We start from the raw sequence: 371 nt of genomic DNA, 5'->3' as shown, positions 1-371 counted from the left end.
TCATCTGGAACTACAAAAGTTTCCCAACCATTTGCGTCCGCTTCAACCTTAACTGCACCTTTTGCCTTGTCAGTTGTCGCATAGATACGCTTGTTGGCTTCTTCTTGACCGTATTTCTTGACAAGTAATTCTTTGAAGACGCGGAAGGCAATAGCAGGTTCAGTTGTTGTACCTGATTTTGAAATCACGTTAACTGAGAAATCCTTATCAGCAACATAATCCACCAAGTCAGCAAGATAGCTTGATGAGATAGAGTTTCCAGCGTAAAGGATTTGTGGAGCTTTGCGCTCTTCACGTGTTTGCAAGTTTACAAAGGCATTGCTCAAGAAATCAATAGCTGCTTTAGCACCAAGGTAAGAACCACCGATACC

Annotated in this window: 1 pseudogene; it reads right to left on the bottom strand. The window is 42.3% G+C overall.

From position 1 onward, the window contains the following. Positions 1-371 (bottom strand): annotated as a pseudogene (gene pgi, locus C1G53_RS10930) (glucose-6-phosphate isomerase); the annotation flags it as partial.

Origin of the sequence: Streptococcus suis, from assembly GCF_002960445.1 — a bacterium.
Taxonomy (GTDB): domain Bacteria; phylum Bacillota; class Bacilli; order Lactobacillales; family Streptococcaceae; genus Streptococcus; species Streptococcus hyiners.
The sequence above is the reverse complement of the archived record's forward strand: the minus strand, read 5'-3'. Positions and strand labels throughout refer to the sequence as shown.